Here is a 16,981-nt window from a genome sequence, read left to right as displayed (position 1 = left end):
AGCACAGCTTTTGGTTTTTACAAGGTTTTTGCTAAATTGTAAAATTTTCTTTGAAATTGATTAAAAAGGCAATTCTAATTTTAGAAATCGCCGCTTTTTATAAAAAATCCAAATTGACTTTTACCAGGTTAGGATTATTCTAATATCTAAATATAGTGGTATTGTTTAAACAGGCAATACAAGATATTGTGGTGGGAGGTTAAAATATGGAACCTTTAGTTAGGAAAAGAAATGGAAAAGTGGTTCCCTTTTCAAGATTCAGAATTATAAATGCTGTTTATAAAGCCATGAAGGCTACTCATAAAGGTTCTAAGGAAGATGCTGAAAGAATTGCAGATGCAGTAGCAGTTTATCTCTACAGGCATTATTTCAAAAAAGGTGATATTCCCCATGTAGAAACTATTCAGGATATTATAGAAAAAACTCTAATGGAAAAAGGATTTTCTGAAGTTGCTAAGGCTTATATTCTTTATCGTGAAAAAAGAAGACAGGCAAGAGAAATAAGTAAGGCTCTTGTTGATGGAATAAATCTTATTGAGGAATACTTAGGAAATGAAGACTGGAGAGTTAGAGAAAATTCTAATATGAGTTTTAGTTTGCAAGGACTTAATTTCCATGTCTCTTCTTCTATAATTGCCCGTTATTGGCTTGAAAAACTTTATCCAGAGGAAGTAGCACAGGCTCATAAAGATGGAGATTTTCATATACATGACCTTGGATTACTTTCTGCCTATTGTGTAGGATGGGATTTATATGATTTACTTCTTAGAGGATTTGGTGGAGTTTATGGGAAAGTGGAAAGCAAGCCTCCTAAGCATTTTAGAAGTGCTCTCGGTCAAATTGTGAATTTCTTTTATACATTGCAAGGAGAGAGTGCAGGTGCACAGGCTTTTTCAAATTTTGATACCCTGCTTGCCCCTTTTGTAGCCTACGATAAACTCTCTTATCAAGAGGTAAAGCAATGCATGCAGGAGTTTCTTTTTAATGTAAATGTGCCTACAAGAGTTGGTTTTCAAACACCGTTCACCAATTTGACCTTTGATCTTAAACCATCAAAGCTCTATGCTGAGCAGGCAGTTATTATTGGAGGAAAGCCGCAGGAAGCTGTTTATAAAGAATTTCATAAAGAAATGTCCATGCTTAATAAAGCATTCTGTGAGCTCATGATGGAAGGAGATGCTAAAGGAAGAATTTTTACTTTTCCTATTCCAACTTATAATATAACCAAAGATTTTGATTGGGATAATCCTGATTATGAACCTATCTGGGAAATGACCAGAAAATATGGAATTCCCTATTTTGCAAATTTTGTAAATAGTGATATGGATCCAGATGATGCTCGCTCAATGTGCTGCAGACTTAGACTTGATCAAAGAGAACTTAAAAGAAGAGGAGGAGGCTTATTTGGATCTAATCCTCTTACTGGTTCCATAGGTGTTGTAACTATTAATCTTCCTCGTATAGGATACCTTTCTACTTGTGAAGAAGAATTTTTTGAAAGACTTGAGCATCTTATGAATCTTGCCAAAATCTCTCTTGAGATTAAACGGAAAGTTATTGAAGATTTTACAGAAAAAGGACTATATCCTTATTCTAAAGTCTATTTGGAAACTATCAAACAATCTCAGGGACAATACTGGGCTAATCACTTTTCTACTATAGGTGTTATAGGTATGAATGAAATGTGCTTAAACTTTCTTGGTAAACCTATCTATGACCCTGGTGCTAAAGAATTTGCTATAAAAATTTTGAAATTTATGAGAGAAAAAATAGCGGAATTTCAGGAAGAAACAGGAAATCTTTACAATCTTGAAGCAACCCCTGCTGAGGGAACAAGTTATAGACTTGCTAAAATTGACAAAAAGAAATTCCCAAGAATCAAAACTGCAGGAACTGAAAAAATTCCTTATTATACCAATTCCTGTCATCTTCCAGTTAATTATACTGATGACATTTTTGAAATCCTTACTCATCAGGATGACTTACAAATCCTGTTTACAGGAGGAACAGTAGTTCATCTTTTCGTAGGTGAAGAAATTACTGATACAAAGATAGTAAGAGAATTGGTTAAAGCTATTGTAGAAAGATTTAGATTGCCCTACTTTTCTATTACTCCTACTTTTTCTATTTGCCCTGTGCATGGATATATTCCTGGTCGCCATGATTTTTGCCCTTATCCTCATACTGAAGAGGATTTACAAAAATATGGTATAGAAATTGAGTTGCCAATTACTGTTATTTCTAAATTACCTGCTAAAGCTTATAAAGAAATAAACTAAAAAGGAGGAAAAATTATGAAAAAAAATGAAACCAAAAAGGTAAAAGTTGTACCTTGTGAAGTGTATTCCAGAGTGGTTGGATATTTCAGACCTGTGCAAAATTGGAATTTAGGTAAGCAACAGGAATTTAATGAAAGAAAAACAGTAAAATTGGATAGTTTTATAAAGCTAAAAGCTGCCTCCCAGATGTAAATGTCTGAGAAGAAAAAACGAAAAAAAATTGGCAAAGGGGTTTGTGATTGGTGTGGTAAAGAACAACCTCTTTGTTTTATCTGCATCAATTGTGGCTTTACTATTTGTCAAAAATGTTTTATAGAAAATCAACACCTTTTTACCAGAAGTGGAGTTACCTGGGTTTGTATAAATTGCTGTTCGTGGCAAAGTTTATAATTCTTCTAAAAATTTTGTAATCTTTTCTCCGTATTTGTCTAAAAATATTTTAACTTCTTCTTCTGTAGGTGGTTCTATTTTTTCAGGATTATCTTTATCTATTTTTACCAGCATTATTCTTTGGATATTCTTTTTAAAAAAGGTTAAAGTAAAATGAAAATTCTGAGAGGAGGTATAATCAAACATTAATTCTAATTCATCAAAATCTTCTAAATTTTCAGGCAAATAAGCATATTTAAAATCGTATTTTTTAATTAAATCTTCAAGTTCTTTTTGGGTCTTTATTTTTAACTCTTTTCCTACAAATTTTTTTAAACTTTCCATAATTAGACCTCCTAAAAATTAAACTTGGCTAAAAGTGGAGTGTGATCAGAAGGCTTTTTCCAACCTCTGGGAGTCTTTTCTACCCAGATATCTTCCAGTTTATCAATCAGAGGGTGGGTAATAAGAATATGATCAAGTCTCATTCCTTGATTTTTTTGAAAAGCAAAAAATTGATAATCCCACCAAGTAAAAATTCCCTGTTTATCAGGATATTTTAATCTCAAAGCATCAAATAAACCAAATTCAAGAAGTGCTTTAAAAGCATTTTTTTCTCTTTCTGTGCAACAAATTGTCTCTTTTAATATTTCAGGATCATAAACATCCATATCCTCTGGAGCTACATTAAAATCTCCCATAATGATTAAAGGTGTATCCTTAGAAAAATATAATTCTAAAAAATCTCTGAATTTCCATAAAAACTGAAGTTTATAAAAATAATAATCTGAATTTACAGAACCTCCATTAGGAATATAAACAGAAAAAATCCACAATTCTTTTAAAACTTCATTAGAAATTTTTATTCCTAAGATTCTTTCTTTAGCATCTGGGAAAAAATCAGCATCTTTTAACCCTTCAAACCCTATTTTTGTGTCTTCTGCTTTTATTTTAGAAAGCAAAGCTATTCCATTTCTACCTTTTCCTCCATGATGATAAATCTCATATCCCAATTTTTTAAACAAAAGACCAGGGAAGTTCTCTGTTTTTACTTTAGTTTCTTGCAAAGCAAGAACATCTACAGAAAATTCTTGCAAAAATTTAGAAACATGGTCTTTTCTCATATTAATAGAATTAACATTCCAAGTTCCTATTAACATCTTGCCAGCCCTAATTCTCTTGCTTTTTGAGCTACTACCTCTGCAACCCTTTTTGCAACTTCTTTATTAAAAATACTTGGTATAATATAATCTTCTCTTAGGTCCTCTTCTTTGACAATATCAGCTATAGCATGGGCTGCTGCGAAAAACATATCTTTGTGCACACCTTTAGCTTTTACTTCTAAAAGTCCTTTAAATATTCCTGGAAAAGCAAGCACATTGTTTATCTGGTTAGGATAATCTGATCTTCCAGTAGCCATAATTTTTACTAAAGGCAAAGCTAATTCCGGAGAAATTTCTGGATCTGGATTGGAAAGAGCAAACACTACTCTAACCTCTGACATCTTTTTAATATCCTCTGGTTTTAAAATATCAGGCGCAGAAACCCCTATAAAAACATCTGCTCCCTCTAAAGCATCTGAAAGAAAACCTTTAATTTTTTGTAAATTGGTTTTTTTAGCAATTTCCTCTTTATAAGGGTTCATATTAGATCTTCCTTCATAAAGAATTCCCTTGCTATCACAAACAAGGATATTCCTTATTCCATAATCACAAAGCATATTAGCAATAGCAATCCCTGCAGCCCCAGCTCCAGAAATTACTATTTTAAATTTCTTAATATCTTTCTTTAATAATCTTCCTACATTAATAAGTGCTGCTAAAACAACTATAGCTGTTCCATGTTGATCATCATGAAAAACCGGTATATCAAGTTCTTCTTTAAGTCTTTTTTCTATTTCAAAACAACGGGGAGCAGAAATATCTTCCAAATTGATTCCACCAAAAGGAACAGAAATATTTTTTACAATACTTACAAATTCATTTACATCTTTAGTTTTTATAGCAATAGGAAAAGCATCTACTTCACCAAATTCTTTAAAAAGCATGCACTTTCCTTCCATAACAGGCATAGCTGCTTCAGGACCTATATCTCCCAAACCTAAAACAGCAGATCCATCAGTAATAACTGCTACCATATTGCTTTTTATAGTAAGAGAATAGACATGGTCTCTATTTTTAAAAATGTCCATACAAACTCTGGCAACTCCAGGTGTATAAGCTCTTGAAAGTTCTTCACTATCTTTTATTGGAAATTTATTATATATTCCTATTTTACCTCCTTGATGAATATGAAAAGTTTTATCAATGATTTCTAAAATTTTTACACCCTCAAAATTTTTTAAAGCTTCTATAATTATCCTCTGATGTTCTTCATTCTGAATGTTTATAGTAATCTCCCTGATTGTTTTGTTTTTTTCTGCTTTTATGAAATTCATATTACGAATATCTCCTCCTAATTCACTAATAGCAGAAACTAAATTAGCAAGTATTTTTGGATGATTTTTAATTTTTAATTTTACAGATATAGCAAACCCAGGTCCAGATTTATATGTCATCAACACATCCCTTTTTTAATTTTAATATGAATCTATTATATCATAAAATTAAAAAAACTTTTTCATATCTTTTTAATAATTAAAAATCTACTATTGATTTTTAAAAACTTAGCTTTAAATTTATTTGTAATATGACTTTTTGAAAAAGGAGGGGCAAATATGAGTAGATTGTTTTTAAGCAAAATTCTAAGTTTACTTCTTATAGTCCTGTTTTCTGTGAGTATTCTTACAGGATGTGTTCCTCAAATGAGTGAAAAGACCCAAGAGGGAGCAGGGTTTGGTGCTGTTGCTGGAGCAGCTTTGGGAGCCTTGATAGATAGAAATAATAGATGGAGAGGAGCTGTTATTGGAGCTGTTGCAGGAGCTTTAATAGTAGGGACAGCTGTACATATTTCTGAAAAAGCAGCTCAAGAGGCTGCTGCTACTAAAAAACCTGTTGAATACGTAAGTGAAGACGGTGTTCAGAAAGTTTACGCTAAACCCCTGAAATCCGAAGGAAAATGTGAATGGGTAACTGTTCAATATTATGAGTATGGAAGATTGGTAAAAGAAGAAAGAAAGCTTGTCTGCCCAAATTAAATCTGTAAAACCCCACCCTTAAAAAGGCGGGGGGTTTTGCTATTTTAATCTTCCTAAAGCTTTTCTTATTCTTAAACAAGCTTTCTCCAGATTTTCTTCTGAATTAGCAAAAGATATTCTTATAAAATTATCATCTCCAAAAGCTACTCCAGGAACAACTGCTACTTTTGCAAAATCTAAAAGATATTCTGCAAAATCTACTGAATTTTTTATCTCTTTTCCTTCTGGAGTTTTTTTACCATAATAGAAAACCTTAGCAAAAAGATAAAAAGCTCCTTGAGGTGGAATAAACTCTATACCCGGAATTTCTTTTAATAAACTTGTTAAAAATTTTGCTCTTTTAGCAAAAATTTGGCACATTTTTTCTACTTCCTCTTGAGAAGAAGTTAAAGCTATTTCTGCACCTTTTTGAGCAAAAGCGGTAGCATGAGAAGTGCTTTGCCCTTGAATATTAGCACAAATTTTAATAATATCCTTTGACCCAACTAACCAACCTATCCTCCATCCTGTCATAGCATAGGTTTTAGAAACCCCATTTACTATAAAAACTTTATCCTTTAATTCTGGAGCTACAGATAAAATATTTTCAGGTGATTTAAAATCAAATCTTAATTTATCATAAATATCATCACTTAGAACCCACAAATTGTATTTTTTTACTAAACTTGCTATATCTTTTAAAAACTTATTAGAATAAATAAGTCCTGTAGGATTAGAAGGGCTATTTAAAATAATACCAACTGTTTTAGAAGTAATTATTTTTTCTATCTCAGAAATGGATGGTTCAAAATTATTTTCCATAGAAGAAGGGATTATCTTAGGTATTCCGCCTGCAAGTTCTACCATGGCAGGATAAGAAACCCAATAAGGAGATAAGATTAATACCTCATCTCCTGTATCCACTAAAGCTAAAAGAAGATTAAAAATAGCCTGTTTAGCTCCTGTAGTTACTAAAACTTCTTCAGGTTTATATTCAAAGCCATAATCTATTTTTAATCTTTGACAAATAGCTTCTCTTAAACTTAAAAGTCCGGGAGTAGCAATATATTTAGTAAAACCTTTATCTAAAGCTTTTTTACAGGCTTCTTTTATATAATTAGGAGTATCAAAATCCGGTTCTCCTGCAGATAGATTTATTACATCTATACCCTTAGCTTTTAAGGCTTTAGCTTTAGCATCTACTGCTAAGGTAGCTGATGGCTTAAGTGTTTTAGCTCTTTGAGAAAGCTTTAACATTTTTAAACCTCCAATATTAAATTTATCTCAATTTCCCTATTCCTTCACTTCTAAATTCTACTATTATTTTGGCTTTCTTGTTTACTGGTAAAGGCGAAGAAGCCTTTAAACATCTTTCTACTGCTTGATTAAATTCTGGAACTGAAGAATTTTTTAAAAAAGTATAATGCAAAATTTCTCCTTTTGATGAAACATCAATACTCACAATAACATAAAGATCTTTTTTGTTTCTTAAATAAATAGGAACTTCAAAATTGTTCTGTAATTTCGCTTTGACCAAAAGCAAATAATCCAAATTCAACCCTTCTTGTAAAGTTCCTTTAGAACCTTTTTTTCCTAAGCTCTGCTCTTTAATTTTTTGTTTATTTATTTCTGAAATATTATTAGTTCCTGCTCCTTTTGTGATTTTTTCTATTCTTTGCAAGGCTAATAATTTTTCCTTAAGAACTTGAAGTTCCTGTTTAGATAGTTGCACTTTTTGGGAGGTCTTTTTAGAACTTATTTTCTTTTCTAATTCTGCTATTTTCTTTTTTATCAGTCTTTCATTTATTTTGCTTTTGTTAACTTTTTTAACTAATTTCCCTGTTTTTTTAATTAATTTAGGTCTATTTTTTGATTTTGGCTTAGAAATAGATTTAGACTTCTTTGGAAGTTCTAATTTATTAGAAAGAGTTTGAAAATCAGGAGCAGGAAGATTTAAAGTTGGAGATAAACTTTTAGTTTGATAAGAAATCAATTTTACTTTTATCTTTTTTTCTTTATTGTATTTAAAATTTAAAGAAGAAAAAAATATCAAAAGGAATAAAGAATTCAATAATACAGAAAAGAAATAAGATAATAGATCGTATTTATTCAGCATAAAATATCAGCTTTCTGGTTGAGTTAATAAATCTAACTCATCAAATCCTGCTTTTTTTAATTCAGAAAGTACTTCTGCTACTATTCCATAAGGACAATCTTTATCTGCCTCTATTTGAACTTCTTTTATTAAATTTTTTTTCTTTGCTTCTTCTGCCCAAAAACTTAAATCTTCAAGACTAATTTCTTCTCCATAAATTTTTATTTTTCCTTTTTTAGTAATAGTTATTTTTAATGGTTTCTTCTCCTTTTGAGTTATGGGGAAATCCTTAGTTTTAGGAAGATCTACTTCTATTCCAGATGTTAATAAAGGTGCGGTTATCATAAAAATAATAAGAATAACAAGAATTATATCTACCAAAGGGATAATGTTTATTTCCCCCTGTAAATCCTTACCAATTTTCATGTTTTACCAATTAAGATTTTCTTCAGTTAAAATTTTGTCTTTTATATACAGCAAACCTTTTTCTAAAAGTTTTTCATCTGGAAGATCTGCTGTGTCTTCAGAAAAACTAGGAATTTCTTTGTTTTTTATACTTCTTCTAAATTCAGGAAGACTGTAAGCTATTAAGAATATAAGTTCTAACATATCTCCTGTAAGAGGAGTATTAGCAAATTTTTGCCTTTTTAAAACTACTTCTCCCCAAAGATCATTATAATAAAGATAAGGTTCTAATTCTTGCTCTTTAAGATAATCTTTTATTTTTATAGGCCGATTTTCATAATGTCCTTTACAATGAGTTTCTCTAATTATCTTAAAAAATTCTTTTTTTTCTCCCTTTTCATTTTTTGAAACAAAACGAGCCAAAGGATACAAACGGCAGGGAGCAGGCCTGTCCTTATATACTTTGCAACCCTCTTTTTCATCTAAAAAAGGACAGGCCAAAGAATAAGGAATCATATTTATTGAAATAACAGGAAGCTGAGTTACCTCTCCAATGTAGACCTCTCCATACTTTTCTATAAACTCCTCTACTCCTAAATCAAGAGCCTTCCTAAGCCTTAAAAATTCGTAAGGGGTTAAAACTAATTTAACATCATAACAGCATTTATTAAAGCAAACAATTCCTTTATAACAATGAAATTTTATTTCATCTTCCAAGGTATAGTCCTTAGGATCAAAGACATAATTATACATTATCTATCGTCTCTCCTTATAAAGAAATTTTGGGCTTTTCAGGTTCTACTAATTTAAATCTATCCTTAAGTTTTTCAAGAACCTTAGGTAAAGTAGTATATTCCATTTCTTCAGGTGGTAACCTATGAGGTTCAAAAATACCCTGTCTTCTCAGAATATCTGCTATTTTATTGCACTCTTCACGAGCCTTATTAAAGGCAGGATCATCAAAAAGATCAGAAGGTCCGATTAAATATCCATCAGCAATTTGATACCCTGCAGCTATTACACGGGGAGGACCGTCAAATCTGGTAGGTTTAGCATTTTTAAAAGGAACCGGCATAAGTGGACCAGTATGAGAGCCTCTCATCCATCCTTCTACTAACCAAGGACGGGCAAAGGGTTCTAAAATTTCTCCTACAGCAGGAAATCCGCTCTGAGCTCTTACAATAAGAACAGGATCATCTTTTCCTACATATCTACCTGCCATTAAAGATAATCTTTGTGTAGATGCAGCTGCAGCAATTTCTCTATCTTTCTTTCTATAAACATGCCTTATAACATATCTGCTGGTTGCACCTATAAAAACTAAAAGATCATAAAGTTCTTCTGGAGCTTTAAGTTGTATAGCCATTCCAGAATAGACATCCATTACATCAAAAATAAAGCCTTCATGCATAGAAGGATCTATAACTAAACCTGCTGTATTCATAGGATCTGCAAATATTTCAAAAAGAGGCAAATTCCAGGCACTGGGAGAGGTTTTATCAGCAAAAAATACCACTACTGGTTCACTTTTTCTTTCCTCAAATTCCATTTCAGCAACGCCAGGCCCCATTCCTCTGACATTACCAGAAAAAGCATCTGCCAAAAGATCCTGTCCTGCCCCATACATTTTCAATTTCTCAGAAACCTCTGTTCCTTCTTTAAAAGCATTCCAAGCAAGTTCATGCACCTCTGAAGAATCTATTCCTTTAGTATGAGTCATTACCAAAGCTATATCATCTCCACAAACCAGAACAGAAAGATCTCTAATAATTCCTCTATCTTTTCCATCTTCTGCTACTTCTTTTACTTTATCTACAACTTCTTTATGAACAGAAGAATGGCCTACAAAACCGCCAATATCTGCTTTTATAACACTTAAGGTGAGTTTCATATCACACCTCCTTTACAAATTCTATTTTTAACCGAAAATATTAATTATAATATTATTTTTATAAAAAAATTATAGCATAACCCCCAAAAAAAGTAAACTAAATATGGCTAAAAAAGAGAAAAAAGCAGTAGCTTTAAAATATAGTCCTGAAGAAGGAATCCCTAAGGTTATTGCTAAAGGACAAGGATATTTGGCAGACTTGATCTTGAAAATAGCTAAAAATCATAATATACCTATTAAAAAAGACTCTAAATTGGTAAAAGAATTATATAAATTAGAAATTGATAAACCCATTCCTCCTGAATTGTATAAAGCTGTAGCAGCAATCTTAGCCTGGGCTTTTAATTTAAATCAAAAATTAAAAGAAAAAATTTTAAAAAATTTTTCATCCTAAGGTCTTGCTAATTTTAAAAAAACGGATATAAAACACTAAAATAACTTTTTATTGGAGGTTTTTTATGTTTAAAATTCCCGAAGATAGAGTTTATTCTGAACACCATCTTTGGGTCAAAAAGAAAAAAAGAAAGTTAGCAAGAATTGGACTGACAGAATATTTTAGTGTTAAAAATTTAGAAATTATAGAAATTGATTTGCCAGAAGAGGAAGAAGAATTTGAAAGAGATGAAGTATTTGGGAGTATTGAAACTATAGAAGAAGTTTTTGATCTCATTATGCCTGTTTCAGGGAAAATTGTTAAAGTAAACGAAAAAGTTTTAGAAGATTTGGATATTTTAAATGAGGATCCTTATGATGAAGGATGGTTAATAGAGGTACAACTTTACAATCCTTCAGAAGTTGAAGAACTTCTTCCACCAGAAGATTATGAAATGAAATATTTAGAAGATATAGAAGATATTCCACCTGAAAAATTTTTGGAGGAAGAAGAATAATGATAGCTTTGGTATTTCCAGGACAAGGATCACAATATATTGGAATGGGAAAGGAATTTTATGAAAATTTTGAATCTGTTAAAAATATTTTTGATTTAAGTGAAAATTTAAGTCAAATTCCTGTAAAAAAATTATGCTTTGAAGGCCCTTTAGAAGAACTAACCCAAACTCAAAATCTTCAAGTCTGTTTAACAGTTACTAATATTGCCTGCTATTTAGCATTTAAAGAGTTTTTGATAAACAAAAATATAAAACCTTTATTTGTAGCAGGGCATAGTCTTGGAGAATATAGTGCTCTTTATACTTCTGAAGTTTTATCTTTAAAAGACCTTTTAATAGCTGTAAAAGAACGGGGCAAATTAATGGATGAAGAAGGTAAAAAAAGCTCATCAGCTATGTATGCTATAATTGGAATGCCTTTAAGTGACCTTGAAAATTTAGTTAAAAAAGCTTCTGAAATAGTAGTAATTTCTAATTATAATTCTCCAAAGCAGTTAGTAATAAGTGGAAAAACTCCTGCAGTAGATGAAGTGGCTCAGGAAGCTAAAGAAAAAGGGGCAAGAGTAGTGAAATTAAAAGTAAGTGCAGGTTTTCATAGTCCTTTAATGAAAAAAGCCCAGGAAAAATTTAGCCAAGTTTTAGAAAAATTAACCTGGAACGATTCTAAAATTCCTTTTGTAAGTAATGTAACAGGCAAAGCTGAAATTTCAGCCAATAGTATTAAAAATCTGATGAAAGAACAAATCACTTCTTCTGTGCGTTGGATTGATTGTGTAAACTATATGTATAATCAAGGAGTAAAAATTTTTATAGAATTGGGTCCTAAAAAAGTTCTATCAGGTCTTATTAGTCAAATTTTAAAAGGAAAAAATTTTAAATGTTTTAATGTGGAAAACTTGGAAACTTTAAAATTTCTTTCAGAAGCCTTGCCAAAATTTTAAGTTGTAATAAATTAGCATATTAGTTTTGGTTAAGGAGGGTTAAAAATTTTTGAGATAAAAATTTTAGAAGAACGTTGTAAATCTTGTGGTTTATGCGTTCATTTTTGTCCCAAAAAAGTTTTAGATATATCTTCAAAAAGAAATTCACATGGTTATAGGGTAGTGTATGCTAAAAATCCTGAAAAATGCACTATGTGTGGTATATGTTATTTAGTTTGTCCTGATGTAGTCTTTGTAAAAGAGGAAGGGTAATGAAAACAAAAAAAATTTTAGTTAAGGGTGTAGAAGCTATAGCACTTGGAGCCTTAGAGGCAGAATGTAAGTGTTATTTTGGATATCCTATTACTCCTCAAAATGATATTCCAGAATTTATGGCTCGGGAACTTCCTAAAAGAGGAGGAGTTTTTTTGCAGGCAGAAAGCGAACTTGCTGCTATTAATATGTTATTAGGTGCCTGTGCCACAGGAACAAGAGCTATGACCACTTCCTCAAGTCCTGGAATTTCTCTTATGTGTGAAGGGTTTTCTTATATTGCAGCTTTAGAATTGCCTGCAGTAATAGTAAATGTAATGAGAGGAGGTCCTGGTTTAGGAGGAATTGAAGCTTCTCAGGGAGATTATTTCCAAGCTGTAAAAGGTTCTGGACATGGAGATTTTCATTTTCTGGTTTTAGCGCCTTATAATGCTCAGGAAGCTTATGAATTAACTGCTAAAGCCTTTGAACTCGCTGAAAAATATCGTAATCCTATTATGATACTTTCTGATGCTATCTTAGGGCAGATGAAAGAACCCTTGGTTTTAAAAAAATTAAAAATAAAAAAGTATCCCAAGGATGACTGGGCTCTTACCGGAGCTAAAGGAAGACCTAGTAGATTTTTAAGGAGTTTATTTCTGGATGCACAAGAATTAAAAGAAATGAATATCAAACTTATGAAAAAATATAAAGCTATGCAAAAAGACATAAAATTTGAAAGTGATATTAGTGAAGAGGATAATATTATTGTAGTAGCCTTTGGTTCTATAGCGCGTATTGCTAAGGAGGCAGTGAATAATCTAAGGGAAAAGGGATATTCAGTGGGATATTTCAGACCTATTACTCTTTTTCCTTTTCCAGAAAAACCTATTAAAAAAATTATAGAAAAAGCTAAAAAGCCTTTAAAATTTATAGTTCCAGAGTTAAACTGTGGACAAATGATAGAGGATGTAAGATTAGCTGTTGAAGGTAGAGCTTCTGTAATTTCTTTACCCTATCCTCCGAGTGTAATTCCATTTCCAGAAGAGATAGAAAAGGAGATAAAAAAATGCTTAAATTCTTTGAGTTCCCGAAAAGTTTAAAAAATACTCGCTTTCATTATTGTCCAGGATGTCATCATAGTATAGCTCATAGATTACTTTGTGAAGTGATAGATGAACTTGGCATCCAAGACAAAAGTTTGGGTATTGCTTCTATAGGTTGTTCCTGTTTTTTGTATTTTTATATAGATGTAGATATAGTAGAAGCTCCTCATGGTAGAGCCTGTGCTGCAGCAACTGGTGCCAAAAGAGCCAGACCGGATCTGGTAGTATTTACTTATCAAGGGGATGGAGATTTTGCTTCTATAGGTTTTAATGAGAGCTTTCATACTGCTTTAAGAGGAGAAAAAATTACTGCTATTATGATAAATAATACTGTTTATGGAATGACAGGAGGACAAGCCTCACCCACCACTGTTCCAGGACAAAAAACTACTACTACTCCTGAAGGTAAAGATCCTCAATACTTAGGCTATCCTCCTAAAATCGCAGAAATTCTGGCAACCTTAGAGAGTGTTGCTTTTTCAGCCAGAGTAGCTTTAAACACTCCTAAAAGGATTATAGACGCCAGAAAAGCTATCAAAAATGCCTTTTTAGCTCAAATCAATAATTTGGGTTTTGGATATGTAGAAATTTTATCAGCCTGTCCTATTAATTGGAAAATGGATCCTGTTTCTGCTAATAAGCACATAGATAAATTAACTGAAATTTTTCCTTTAGGCATTTTTAAAGATAAAGTTAGTGAATCCTTAAAATCTAAAAAAGGAGATTAGCCTTGAAGTTAGAATTAATAATATCAGGTTTTGGAGGTCAAGGGGTCCTTTTTGCAGGAAACCTTATTGCTCAAGCAAGTATGATAGCTAATTATAATGTTACCTATTTGCCTGTTTATGGACCTGAAATGAGAGGAGGAACCTGTAATTGCACAGTAATTATTTCAAAGAAAAGTATTGCCTCTCCTATAGTAGCTCGTCCTTCTTTTTTAATTATCATGAATTATCCTTCTTTTATAAAATTTGTTCCTAAGCTTAAAAAGGCAGGTTCTGCTATTATAAACTCTGATTTTGTCAAACCTGAAAATATAGAAGATTTTGAAAAATTAGAAAAAAAATATAAATTTTATTTTATTCCTGTATCAAGTTTGGCAGAAAGTCTTAATACTCCTCTTTTGGCTAATCTCTGTGCAATAGGAGCTTTTTATCAAATTACTAAAGTTTTTAATAGAAAACAATTTGAAAAAGCTTTAAAAGAAATTTTAAGCAAAGGTAAAGCCCATCTTTTTGAACCAAACTTAAAGGCGTTTGAATTAGGCGCTCAATATATTAAAAAGAATTACAAAATTTAAATGAAAATTGTTATTCAAAGGGTTAAAAAAGCCTCTGTCTGGGTTGAAGATAAATTAATTTCTCAAATTAATTGTGGTCTTCTTGTACTTGTCTGTTGTGAAAAAGAAGATAATGAAAAGACTTTAGATTGGATAGCAGATAAATTAGTAAAATTAAGAATTTTTTCTGATGAAAGTGGAAAGTTTAATTTAAGTGTCAGAGATATAAAAGGAGAGATATTACTTGTTTCCAATTTTACAGTGTGTGGGTATTTAAAAAAGGGAACAAGACCCACCTTTCACCTGGCAGAAGAACCAGAAAAAGCAAAAGAATTATTACAAACATTGGCAGAAAAGATAAAAGAAAAAGGCATTTCTGTAAAAGAAGGGATATTTGGAGCTCATATGGAAATTCATTTAGTAAATGATGGACCTGTGACCCTATATTTGGAATATTTAAAGAAAATTTAGATATTTATTCTCTTTCTTTATAAATTTATCAATTTTTAACATTAGTAGATTTGTTTTTTTATTTGATATTAAATTTTTTAAATATTGAAAAATTTTAAAAAAATTATTAATATAATAATATGAAAAAGAAATTTTCGGGTATTACCCTTGTTGAAATTCTTTTAGTTATAGCTATTATAGCTATTTTGGCAAGCATAACTGTACCATCTCTGAAAAGATTTTACAGGATTTATAAATTTAATGAATACTCCTTTGAAACGGAAAATCTTATAAAATGGGCAAAAATTACAGCCATAGAACAAAGTTCTTATATTTGGATTTGTATAGAAAAAAGTGGAAGTTTTACAGATACATGCTCTGGAGGAAATGGTTGTAAGATAGAGGTATATAATGTAGGAACTTGTAGTGAAAGTTCCTGTTCTAATAAAATAGCTCTTAAATCCTTAGTAATTCAAGATAACTGGGTTACAATAACACGATCAACCCTTTTCCCTAAAGGTTATTCCTGTTTAACTTTTGATCCCCGAGGTCTTGCTAAAACCAGTGGAAATATTTGTATTACTGATGGAAACAGGTATTACAAAATTACTTTACAATTAAATAGAGGAACTATAACAGTTAATAGTGGTGATGGAGGTTGTTCTTAGATGAATATCCAGAAAAACAAATTTTATGGTTTTACTATAATTGAAGCTTTAATTGCTATATTAATAACTTCTTTTATAGCTATAAGTATTGCTGCCTTAATCACCGAATTTGGCTTAAAAACTTCTAATAGAATTTTATTATCCTGTTTGATAGAAGGGGCAGCTTCAGGTATAGAAGCCTGTAGAGGTGGGCAAACTATAAATCAAATTACTTGCGGAGGATTAACAGTAAATATAAGTATAACTGGTGATTGTCAACCAGCTCCTAATACCTGCTCAGATATTACAGCAACTGCTTCTACTAAAGGAAAAAGTTTGAGTTTAACAGACAAAGTTTGTAATTTTCAATGAGGTATAAATTATGAGAAAAAAAGGATTTACTTTAGTTGAAATTTTGGTTGCTATAGTTTTAGCAAGTATAATACTTATAGCTGTAGTAGGACTTTATATAGCTTCTGATAGATCCTTTAAAAAGACTAAACCCGTTTCAGATGTACTTGAGGAAATGAGGAGTGGCATTGCAACCTTAGATTTTGTTTTTTCCAGATGGGGAGCAGGTGTTCCTTGTTACAATAATACCTGCAGTATAGGATCTACTATACCTGCTTGTAGTGGTTATCCTCCTACAGATCCTATGTGTATGATATGTAATGATGGAGATTTAGCTAATGGTTGTTCAGATATAGAATTTTATGCTAATCTTTATGGATTAGGTTTTGTAGTGAATGCAACAGGAAGTTTTGCAAATATAATAAGTTGCAGATTAAGCACAACTGATAATCAAAACTGTTATTATATCTGGCAGGGAGGAAAAGTGGTTAACTATAATTCTACTGCTACACTTCCACCTGCTTATGGATTTAATGTTAATTTTGATTCTATTGATTGTATAAATTTTAGTGGTTCTCCTAATCTAACAATAGATAATCCTATTATGTGCCAATGGATTAATGGTACTCTTGACTGCGATAATAATAATACTTATTCTCTTCAAGCAGGCGATGTGATAATAAGGGTTCCTCATAAAGTTAGATTTTATGTAGCTCAAGATACAGATGGAAGTTATTGGCTTATGATGGATAAAACAGATATGGAAAGCGGGTGCAATAGTAATGAAAATGCTCTTAAAGTAGCAAGAATAAAAGATGCTAATTCTTTTAAAGTTTATGCTATTGGTAGATCTGTAAAAGTAGTGATAACCTTTGCTACACAAGGACCAAAAGAACAAACTTTTACTGTTGAAAGATATTTTGGGAGGTAAA

21 protein-coding genes and 1 pseudogene are annotated in these 16,981 nt (G+C 31.3%); 14 read left to right on the top strand and 8 right to left on the bottom strand.

Annotation, left to right across the window (positions count from 1 at the left end):
- The first annotated feature begins 206 nt into the window (after nucleotides 1-206).
- Nucleotides 207-2,471: pseudogene (locus CC87_RS05535) on the top strand (ribonucleoside triphosphate reductase).
- On the top strand, nucleotides 2,472-2,669 hold the full coding sequence (locus CC87_RS05530) for a hypothetical protein (RefSeq protein ID WP_038056997.1): 198 nt from the start codon (nucleotides 2,472-2,474) through the stop codon (nucleotides 2,667-2,669). It begins immediately after the preceding pseudogene.
- On the opposite strand, the gene CC87_RS05525 is transcribed toward CC87_RS05530, so the two are convergent.
- Genes CC87_RS05525 through CC87_RS05515 form a run of 3 tightly spaced genes read right to left on the bottom strand, consistent with a single transcriptional unit; the run spans nucleotide 2,664 to nucleotide 5,205 of the window.
- Nucleotides 2,664-2,993: a hypothetical protein gene (locus CC87_RS05525; RefSeq protein ID WP_038056996.1), complete on the bottom strand. Its 330-nt coding sequence runs from the start codon at nucleotides 2,991-2,993 to the stop codon at nucleotides 2,664-2,666. The two genes, CC87_RS05530 and CC87_RS05525, sit on opposite strands and share 6 nt — an antisense overlap.
- Nucleotides 2,994-3,004: 11 nt before the next feature.
- A complete protein-coding gene (xth, locus tag CC87_RS05520) occupies nucleotides 3,005-3,808 on the bottom strand; it encodes an exodeoxyribonuclease III (RefSeq protein WP_038056995.1) in 804 nt (267 codons plus the stop codon).
- Nucleotides 3,802-5,205 carry an NAD-dependent malic enzyme gene (locus CC87_RS05515; RefSeq protein ID WP_038056994.1) on the bottom strand — a complete coding sequence of 468 codons (1,404 nt, stop codon included), beginning with the start codon at nucleotides 5,203-5,205 and terminating at the stop codon, nucleotides 3,802-3,804. The genes xth and CC87_RS05515 overlap by 7 nt, the downstream gene beginning before the upstream one ends.
- A gap of 159 nt (nucleotides 5,206-5,364) precedes the next feature.
- On the opposite strand from CC87_RS05515, the gene CC87_RS05510 reads away from it, so the two are divergent.
- On the top strand, nucleotides 5,365-5,784 hold the full coding sequence (locus CC87_RS05510; protein ID WP_051920629.1) for a YMGG-like glycine zipper-containing protein: 420 nt from the start codon (nucleotides 5,365-5,367) through the stop codon (nucleotides 5,782-5,784).
- A gap of 39 nt (nucleotides 5,785-5,823) precedes the next feature.
- Here CC87_RS05510 and CC87_RS05505 read toward each other — a convergent pair whose 3' ends face one another.
- The 5 genes from CC87_RS05505 to fbp are packed head-to-tail and all read right to left on the bottom strand — an operon-like array spanning nucleotide 5,824 to nucleotide 10,154.
- Nucleotides 5,824-7,020, bottom strand: coding sequence for a pyridoxal phosphate-dependent aminotransferase (locus CC87_RS05505; RefSeq protein WP_038056993.1), 1,197 nt, complete (start codon nucleotides 7,018-7,020; stop codon nucleotides 5,824-5,826).
- A 22-nt stretch (nucleotides 7,021-7,042) separates the two neighbouring features.
- A complete protein-coding gene (locus tag CC87_RS05500; protein ID WP_038056992.1) occupies nucleotides 7,043-7,879 on the bottom strand; it encodes a TonB C-terminal domain-containing protein in 837 nt (278 codons plus the stop codon).
- Nucleotides 7,880-7,885: 6 nt separating this feature from the next.
- Nucleotides 7,886-8,284 (bottom strand): ExbD/TolR family protein, encoded by a 399-nt coding sequence (locus CC87_RS05495; RefSeq protein WP_038056990.1) that lies wholly within the window; start codon nucleotides 8,282-8,284, stop codon nucleotides 7,886-7,888.
- A gap of 3 nt (nucleotides 8,285-8,287) precedes the next feature.
- A complete protein-coding gene (locus CC87_RS05490) occupies nucleotides 8,288-9,016 on the bottom strand; it encodes a YkgJ family cysteine cluster protein (protein WP_038056988.1) in 729 nt (242 codons plus the stop codon).
- Nucleotides 9,017-9,032: 16 nt separating this feature from the next.
- Nucleotides 9,033-10,154, bottom strand: coding sequence for a fructose-1,6-bisphosphate aldolase/phosphatase (fbp, locus tag CC87_RS05485; RefSeq protein ID WP_038056980.1), 1,122 nt, complete (start codon nucleotides 10,152-10,154; stop codon nucleotides 9,033-9,035).
- Between the two features lie 103 nt (nucleotides 10,155-10,257).
- On the opposite strand from fbp, the gene CC87_RS05480 reads away from it, so the two are divergent.
- The 11 genes from CC87_RS05480 (at nucleotide 10,258) to CC87_RS05435 (ending at nucleotide 16,980) form a co-directional block, all read left to right on the top strand.
- Nucleotides 10,258-10,548 (top strand): EscU/YscU/HrcU family type III secretion system export apparatus switch protein, encoded by a 291-nt coding sequence (locus CC87_RS05480; protein WP_038056978.1) that lies wholly within the window; start codon nucleotides 10,258-10,260, stop codon nucleotides 10,546-10,548.
- 64 nt (nucleotides 10,549-10,612) lie between these two features.
- Nucleotides 10,613-11,044, top strand: a complete 432-nt coding sequence (locus tag CC87_RS05475) for a glycine cleavage system protein H (protein WP_038056975.1) — start codon at nucleotides 10,613-10,615, stop codon at nucleotides 11,042-11,044.
- Complete coding sequence (gene fabD, locus CC87_RS05470; protein ID WP_038056974.1) at nucleotides 11,044-11,985, top strand: ACP S-malonyltransferase; 942 nt, start codon at nucleotides 11,044-11,046, stop codon at nucleotides 11,983-11,985. The genes CC87_RS05475 and fabD overlap by 1 nt, the downstream gene beginning before the upstream one ends.
- A gap of 45 nt (nucleotides 11,986-12,030) precedes the next feature.
- Nucleotides 12,031-12,237 carry a 4Fe-4S binding protein gene (locus tag CC87_RS08895; protein ID WP_084222211.1) on the top strand — a complete coding sequence of 69 codons (207 nt, stop codon included), beginning with the start codon at nucleotides 12,031-12,033 and terminating at the stop codon, nucleotides 12,235-12,237.
- On the top strand, nucleotides 12,237-13,319 hold the full coding sequence (gene vorB, locus CC87_RS05465) for a 3-methyl-2-oxobutanoate dehydrogenase subunit VorB (protein WP_038056972.1): 1,083 nt from the start codon (nucleotides 12,237-12,239) through the stop codon (nucleotides 13,317-13,319). The genes CC87_RS08895 and vorB overlap by 1 nt, the downstream gene beginning before the upstream one ends.
- Complete coding sequence (locus CC87_RS05460; RefSeq protein ID WP_038056969.1) at nucleotides 13,286-14,050, top strand: thiamine pyrophosphate-dependent enzyme; 765 nt, start codon at nucleotides 13,286-13,288, stop codon at nucleotides 14,048-14,050. The genes vorB and CC87_RS05460 overlap by 34 nt, the downstream gene beginning before the upstream one ends.
- Nucleotides 14,051-14,052: 2 nt before the next feature.
- A complete protein-coding gene (locus tag CC87_RS05455; RefSeq protein ID WP_038056965.1) occupies nucleotides 14,053-14,622 on the top strand; it encodes a 2-oxoacid:ferredoxin oxidoreductase subunit gamma family protein in 570 nt (189 codons plus the stop codon).
- Nucleotides 14,623-15,072: a D-aminoacyl-tRNA deacylase gene (gene dtd / locus CC87_RS05450; protein WP_038056962.1), complete on the top strand. Its 450-nt coding sequence runs from the start codon at nucleotides 14,623-14,625 to the stop codon at nucleotides 15,070-15,072. It abuts the gene before it with no gap.
- A 119-nt stretch (nucleotides 15,073-15,191) separates the two neighbouring features.
- Nucleotides 15,192-15,719, top strand: a complete 528-nt coding sequence (locus CC87_RS05445) for a GspH/FimT family protein (RefSeq protein WP_038056959.1) — start codon at nucleotides 15,192-15,194, stop codon at nucleotides 15,717-15,719.
- The gene (locus CC87_RS05440; RefSeq protein WP_038056952.1) at nucleotides 15,720-16,070 is read left to right on the top strand and encodes a prepilin-type N-terminal cleavage/methylation domain-containing protein; all 351 of its coding nucleotides are present in this window, start codon (nucleotides 15,720-15,722) and stop codon (nucleotides 16,068-16,070) included.
- Nucleotides 16,071-16,080: 10 nt separating this feature from the next.
- On the top strand, nucleotides 16,081-16,980 hold the full coding sequence (locus CC87_RS05435) for a PilW family protein (protein ID WP_038056950.1): 900 nt from the start codon (nucleotides 16,081-16,083) through the stop codon (nucleotides 16,978-16,980).
- Nucleotide 16,981 lies beyond the last annotated feature (1 nt).

The sequence above is a fragment of the Thermodesulfobacterium hydrogeniphilum genome (genome assembly GCF_000746255.1).
Classification (GTDB): Bacteria; Desulfobacterota; Thermodesulfobacteria; order Thermodesulfobacteriales; family Thermodesulfobacteriaceae; genus Thermodesulfobacterium; species Thermodesulfobacterium hydrogeniphilum.
The sequence above is the reverse complement of the archived record's forward strand: the minus strand, read 5'-3'. Positions and strand labels throughout refer to the sequence as shown.